Source organism: Micromonospora sp. CPCC 206061, from assembly GCF_036906915.1.
Lineage (GTDB): Bacteria > Actinomycetota > Actinomycetes > Mycobacteriales > Micromonosporaceae > Phytohabitans.
Genome location: NZ_JBAKHX010000163.1, coordinates 1 through 6278 on the forward strand (window position 1 = coordinate 1; position 6278 = coordinate 6278).

4 protein-coding genes and 1 pseudogene are annotated in these 6278 nt (G+C 75.4%); all 5 read left to right on the top strand.

Annotated elements, in window-relative coordinates; genetic code table 11:
- Window positions 1-575, top strand: a pseudogene (locus V6V89_RS40865) (hypothetical protein); the annotation flags it as partial.
- 65 nt (window positions 576-640) lie between these two features.
- Complete coding sequence (locus V6V89_RS40870) at window positions 641-1417, top strand: hypothetical protein (protein WP_334625096.1); 777 nt, start codon at window positions 641-643, stop codon at window positions 1415-1417.
- The gene (locus V6V89_RS40875; RefSeq protein WP_334625097.1) at window positions 1414-4020 is read left to right on the top strand and encodes a fibronectin type III domain-containing protein; all 2607 of its coding nucleotides are present in this window, start codon (window positions 1414-1416) and stop codon (window positions 4018-4020) included. Before V6V89_RS40870 ends, V6V89_RS40875 begins: the two co-directional genes overlap by 4 nt.
- On the top strand, window positions 4011-5003 hold the full coding sequence (locus tag V6V89_RS40880; protein ID WP_442935322.1) for an AAA family ATPase: 993 nt from the start codon (window positions 4011-4013) through the stop codon (window positions 5001-5003). The genes V6V89_RS40875 and V6V89_RS40880 overlap by 10 nt, the downstream gene beginning before the upstream one ends.
- Window positions 5003-6130, top strand: coding sequence for a DUF58 domain-containing protein (locus V6V89_RS40885; protein WP_334625100.1), 1128 nt, complete (start codon window positions 5003-5005; stop codon window positions 6128-6130). The genes V6V89_RS40880 and V6V89_RS40885 overlap by 1 nt, the downstream gene beginning before the upstream one ends.
- Window positions 6131-6278: the final 148 nt, after the last annotated feature.

Genomic DNA, 6278 nt, shown 5'->3' on the forward strand with positions numbered 1-6278 from the left:
CCACCGGCGTCCCGGGCGCGGTCCCGCCCGGCGGCGCTCAGCGGCGCACCGGCGCAGCGGCGCAGCGGCCGGCAGCCCTCACCGGAGAGCTGGGCGCGACCGCGCGACCGGCCACGCCCAACCTCGCCGGCGCCCGCGGGGCGACCCCACCGGTACCGCCGCCCAGCGGCCCGGTCCTCGGCCGCAACGCCGAACGCCGGCCAGCCCGCGGCACCGCCCGGCGCCCGCTCGCCGCCGTCCCGCGGCAACCGGTCCACGATGGACCGTGGCAGACCGCGCCGGTCAACCGGCTCGACCTCACCGGCCAGCGCCGGCCGCCGGCGCTCGCGCCGCAGACGCCGCAGCTGGCCCTGCCCGGCGCCCGCGACCAGGCCGCCAGCCCGGTCGCCACCGGGCCGCGGCGGGACCGCAAGCCGGCGTACGAGCCGCCGCGGGTCGAGACGGCGGGCACCGACGCGGCGCCCGAAGACAGCCTGTGGGAGACCGCCCCGGCACCCACTGCCATCGTGGACGGTCCCGTCGCGGAGCGGCCGGTCCGCGTGGCCGAGCCGGCGATCGCGGGCCAGGTCCGGTGACGCTTCTCCGGCACGACTCTGGAGGACCGGGGGGCGAATCGGCCCCGGTCCCGCCGCGCCGGCCCGTGGCCCGGCAGGCGAAGGGCTCCGCCCGGGTCGCGCACGAGCACGAGCTGTCCACGATGGTTCGCCGGGCGCAGGGCTCGCCACGGGTGGCGGCGTTCGTCGCCGGCAAGGGCGGCGTGGGTACGACGAGCACGGCCGCCGGCGTCGCGCTGGCCCTCGGCACGCTGGTGCCCGGGCAGGTGGCCCTCGCCGACACCCGCACGGGCACACCGTCGCTGGGCCGGCTGCTCGGCGGCGCCGCCGCACCCGACGCGGGCGCCTACGCCGCGGGCACGGTCGAGCCGGCCCAGGTCGCCGGCGTCGCCGTCGTCGACGGGGCGCCCTGGGACACTCCGCTCGGCCGGCCCACCCTGGCCCGCGTCGTCGCCGACCTGCGCCTCGACTTCGCGTACACGCTGCTGGATGTCGGTGCCGACGGCAGCGACATCGGCCACGGCGCGCTGGCCCGGTCGGATCGCGCCGTGGTGGTCACGACGGCCGCGCCGGACGCGATGTCCGCGGCGGAGAACACGCTCGACCGGCTGTACAAGATAGACCGGTCACTGGCCGAGTCGGCGGTCGTCGCCGTCACCGGCGTGGGCCGGCTAGGCCGGCTGGGCCGACGCGACCGGCGTGACCGGCTCGGCCGCTGGCGCCCCAACGAGCGCGTCGTGCGGGTGCCCTGGGACGACGCGCTGGCCGAGAACGGCATCGTCGACATCGAACGACTTCGCCGCCCGACCCGGGCGGCGCTGCTGGAACTGGCGGCCTGCCTGGCCGAGGAGGTCCCCTCGTGAAGTTGCTGAACGTGTTTCCGCGGCGGCTGCGCGGATTCACGGCCGGCACGCTGGTCGTCGCGGTGGCCGGCGCTCTGGTCGGCACCGTGTTCGGGCTCGGTGCGATGGGCCAGGCCCCGGCGGTCTTCGACGGCAGCGCCTGGCTGTGGAGCCGGCCGGTCGGCGAGGTGTCCCGCCTCAACGGCGACTCCGGCACCGTCGACCTACGACAGCCGCTCGTCGACTCGCGCGGGCACCGCATCCGGGTGACGCAGGACGACAACTTCCTGCTCCTGCACGACCTCGACACCGGTCGGATGACGTCCGTCGACCTGAGCCGGATGGGCTTCAGCGGATCGCTCGCCGTCGACCCGGGCAACGACGTCACCGTCGTGCTTTCCGGCGAACGCGCCACTGTGGTCGATCGCACCCGTGGCCTGGTCCGCTCGCTTGACCCGGCGACGCTGCAGGTGCGCGGCGAGCCGCTGCAGCTGCCCGCGCCGCTGGTCGGCGGGGCGTACGACACGAACGGCGCGCTCTGGCTCGGCCTGCCCGGCCAGGGCACCGTCGTCGCGGTCACCGGCAGCGGCGACGACCTGGCGGTCACTCGCACGGTGCCGGTCGCCGAGCCGGGCCACGACCTCGCGGTCAGCGTGCTGGACAAGGGCGTCCTCGCCGTCGACCGCAGCGGTGACGCGATGGTCGCGGTGAGCGGCAAGGAGACCAAGCGGATGAAGGCGCCGGTCAAGCTGGCGTCCGCCGTGATGCCCGAACGCACGGTGGGCGACCTCGCGGTGGTGACGGTGCCGCCGGACCGCGCGGCGGTGACCATCGAGGACGTCGACGCCGGCGGGCCTGTCGGCAAGGTCGCGCTCCCCGTGGGCGCGCAGACGGCGGTACCGTTCGCCGGGCGCATCTATGTCCCTGACGAGAAGGCCGGCCTGGTACGCGTCTACAACAAGGACGGCAATCCACTGAAACCCATCAGCGTGCCGCGCTCCACCGGAACGCTGGAACTGCTGGTGCGCGAGCAGCACCTGTTCATCAACGCGGTGGACGCTCCGACAGCCGTGGTCGTCGACCCCGGGGGCGAGACCAGCACGGTGGACAAATATGGTCCTGGCGCGGCCGTGCCCGACCCTACCGTCAGCCCGACCGCGCCGAGCCGGCCGACCGCCACCACCGGGCCGCCGAAGCCGCCGAGCCCGTCGAAGACGTCCCGGCCGAAGCCGACGCCGACCGAGGACCGGCCCTCCGAAAAGCCGGGAGCGCCCGGCGTGCCGGTGCCGGTCACGGTCCTGGCGGGCGACGGGCAGGTGCGGGTCACCTGGGGTCGCGCGGCCACCAGGGGTGGCGCGGGCGTCGACCGGTACGTCGTGACCTGGAACGGCGGGCGCGTCGAGGTGGCCGGCGACCAACTGTCCACACTGGTCACGGGCTTGCGGAACGGCACCGAGTACCGGTTCCGGGTGGTGGCCCAGAACGCGTACGGCAGCAGCGCCCCGGCGCTGTCCGAGCCGGTGACCCCGGTCGGCGCGGCTCCCGCGAGGCCGGGCGCGCCCACCGCCACCGTCGCCGCCGGGCGGGTCACCGTCTCGTGGGCGGCGGTGCCGGACGCCGGCAGCTACGTGGTGACGCCGCTACGCGACGGTGAAGCGGGCGACAACCCGCCGCAGACGGTCACCGGCCTGTCGACCGAGTTCGAGGGGCTGGCACCCGGCGCGACCTACACGTTCACCGTAGTGGCCCGCGCGGCCACCGGCGGTGGCGCGAGCCAGGCGAGCCCGCCGAGCAACGCGGTGGTCCCCTTCACCCGCCCCGGCCGGCCGGCGAACGTGGCCACCAGGCAGACCAACACCAACACCTACACCGTCACCTGGGGCGCGGCCAACGCGAACGGCCGCCCGATCACCGCATACATCGTCCGCGCCGGCGATATCACGCGGGAGGTCGCCGGCGGCGCCCGCACCGCGACCATCACGAGCGCCGAGGCGCTGACCCAGGTGTCGGTCGCCGCCGTCAACGCGGCCGGCGAGGGGGCGGCTGCCATAGTCTCCGTTGAAGCGATGCCTCGGGTGACGGTCACCATCAATGACGTGCTGGAGGGTGACGACGACGTCATCGTGTTGTTCCGGGTGACCAACCCCGGAGGCGGCGCGGTGAGATGCACCGTCGCGGCGGGCTCGCAGTCGGCGACCGGCTGCGGCGGCCGCGTCGAGGTTGACGGCCTGAACCCGTCAACCAACTACACGGTCACGGTAACCGCCACCGCGAACGGCCAGTCGGCCAACGACACCCGGCAGGTCACGACGTACCCGCGAGGCACCGAGGGCAACATTCACTGCCATGACGATCCGGCGAACGCCGACCCGGACTTCTGCGAGCGGGGCGTGCCCATCTTCGACAGCCCGGGTTGGAACCCGAGCGCGGCCGTGGACTACAACATGGACGACTACCGGATCTTCGCGGTCTGCCGCGAGTACGGCGAGACCGTTGACGCCCGGCCGTACGGGGGCAAGCAGAGCGGCCACTGGATCTTCAAGGCCGGCGGGCACTGGGTGCCGGAGGCCTTCGTCTACCTCGACAACGGCGACAACATCGACGCCATCGCCCCATGCAAGTGAGGTCATACGTGCAACCGCTGACGCCGGAGGAGGTCGCCGACTTCGAAACCTCGTTCGGCCGCCTCTCCGACGCCGTGTCCACCGTGCTGCTGGGCAAGACCGAGGTGGTGCGGCGGGCGTTGACCGCGCTGTTCGCCGGCGGGCACCTGCTCATCGAAGACGTGCCCGGCGTCGGCAAGACGACCCTCGCCCGAGCGATCGCGGCGACCGTCGAGGGGCGGTGGCGGCGCATCCAGTTCACTCCCGACCTGCTGCCCGCCGACGTGACCGGCGTGACCATCTTCAACCAGGCCAAGCAGGTCTTCGAGTTCCACCCCGGGCCGGTCTTCGCCAACGTCGTGCTCGCCGACGAGATCAACCGCGCGTCCCCGAAGACCCAGTCGGCGCTGCTGGAGGTCATGGAGGAGCGGCACGTCACAGTGGACGGCAACCGGTACGCCGTGCCGCAGCCGTTCCTCGTGGTCGCCACCCAGAATCCGGTGGAGATGGACGGCACGTACCGGCTGCCCGAGGCGCAGCTCGACCGGTTCCTGATGAAGCTGTCCGTCGGCTACCCCGAGGCCGACGCGGAGCTTGAGGTGATGCGCGGCGCCGCGCTCCGCTCCCCCGACCGGCTCACCCCGGTGCTCACGGTGGCCGACGTGGCCCGGCTGGCCGCCCTGACCGAGCGCGTCGCCGTCCACGATGGCATCTACGACTACATCCGCCGCGTCGCCGCCGTGACGCGGCGCCACCCCGACGTCCGGCTCGGCCTGTCGCCGCGCGGCTGCGTCGCGCTGGCCCGCGCCGCCCGCGCGTACGCGCTCACCGCCGGCCGGCCCTACGCGGTGCCGGAAGACGTGAAGACGCTCGCCGAGTCCGTCTGCGCGCACCGGCTGCTGCTCGCGCCGGACGCCGCGCTGCGCGGCCGCGGCGCGACCGAGGTGATGGGCGAGATCCTGGCTGAGGTGGCCGTGCCCACTCCCGAGGCCGCCCTCCGCTGATGCCGACCAGTCGTGGGTGGACGGTGCTCGCGGCCGGGCCGATCCTGCTGGCGCTCGGCCTCGTGGCCGGATACCGGGAGATCGCGCTGCTCGGCGGCGCGGCGCTGCTGTGCCTGGCGCTCGCCGCTGCCTGGGTGGGCGCGCCGCCGCGGGTCTCCGCCGACCGCGTGGTCACCCCGGCGCGCGCCCGGCAGGGCGAGGATTGCCGGGCCGACGTCGACGTGTACTCGGCATCCGGCCGGTCCCGCAACCTCGACGTCACCGAGCCGGTGCGGGGGCCGCTCGGCGCGCACACCGTCTCCACGCCCGTCCGGGTGCGCGGCGGCATCCCGAGCCGGGTCTCGTACCCGCTGCCGACCGGCCGGCGCGGCGTGCTGACCGTCGGGCCGCTGCGCGTGGGCCGGCGCGACCCGCTCGGCCTGTGCCGCGCGCAGCGCCAGGTGGCGCCGGCCGTCCGGGTGCTCGTGCGGCCCCGCTGGCGGTACCTTCGGGCGCTGCCGCTTGGCACCGCGCCCAGCCTCGACGGGCTGCTCGACACCGCCCTGCACGGCAGCATCGCCTTCCACGCGTTGCGCGAGTACCGGCTGGGCGACGACCTGCGCCGCGTGCACTGGCGCACGTCGGCGCGGCTCGGCACGCTGATGGTGCGCGAACACGTCGATACCGCCCTGCCCCGGCTGGCCGTACTGGTCGACGACCGCGCCGAGGCGTACGGCGCCGACGAGGACGCCCTCGAGGACGTCGTCGAGGCCGCCGCCTCGCTGCTCGCCGCGGCCGGGCGTGACGGCGTGCCGTTCGCCCTGTGTCCGGCCTCGCGACCCGCCGTGGCCACCACTGTGGACGCCGGACTCGACCTGCTCGCCCAGGTGGGCCCGGCGGCCGGCGTCGACCTCACCCGCACCCTGCCCGGGCTGCGACGCGACCGGGCCGGTGACACGCTGCTCGTGCTGTCCGGCCCGGACGCCGACCTGTCGCCCGTCCTCGCCGCCCGAACCGGGTACTCGGCGCTGGTCGTCGTGCTGCTGGGCAAGCGGGCCAGCGCTCCCGCCCTCCCACCGGGCGCGGTCGCGCTGGCCGCGGCCACGGCCGCCGAGTTCGCCGACCGGTGGAACGGGATGGTCCGATGAGGAGGCTGGCCGGATTGGCGGCCGTCGCCGTCGCCTGCGCCGCGGCCATCCTGCCCCTGGCCGCCACGTACGCGCCCGGCCGCGCCGCGCTGCTGCTGTGCCTCGCGGCGGCCGGCGGCGCGGCCGTGGCGGGGGCGCTGCGGGCGGC

Excerpts from the sequence above, each read along its gene's own strand:
- V6V89_RS40880 (WP_442935322.1), top strand. The coding sequence starts at position 4,011 with ATGCAAGTGAGGTCATACGTGCAACCGCTGACGCCGGAGGAGGTCGCC.
- V6V89_RS40885 (WP_334625100.1), top strand. The coding sequence starts at position 5,003 with ATGCCGACCAGTCGTGGGTGGACGGTGCTCGCGGCCGGGCCGATCCTG.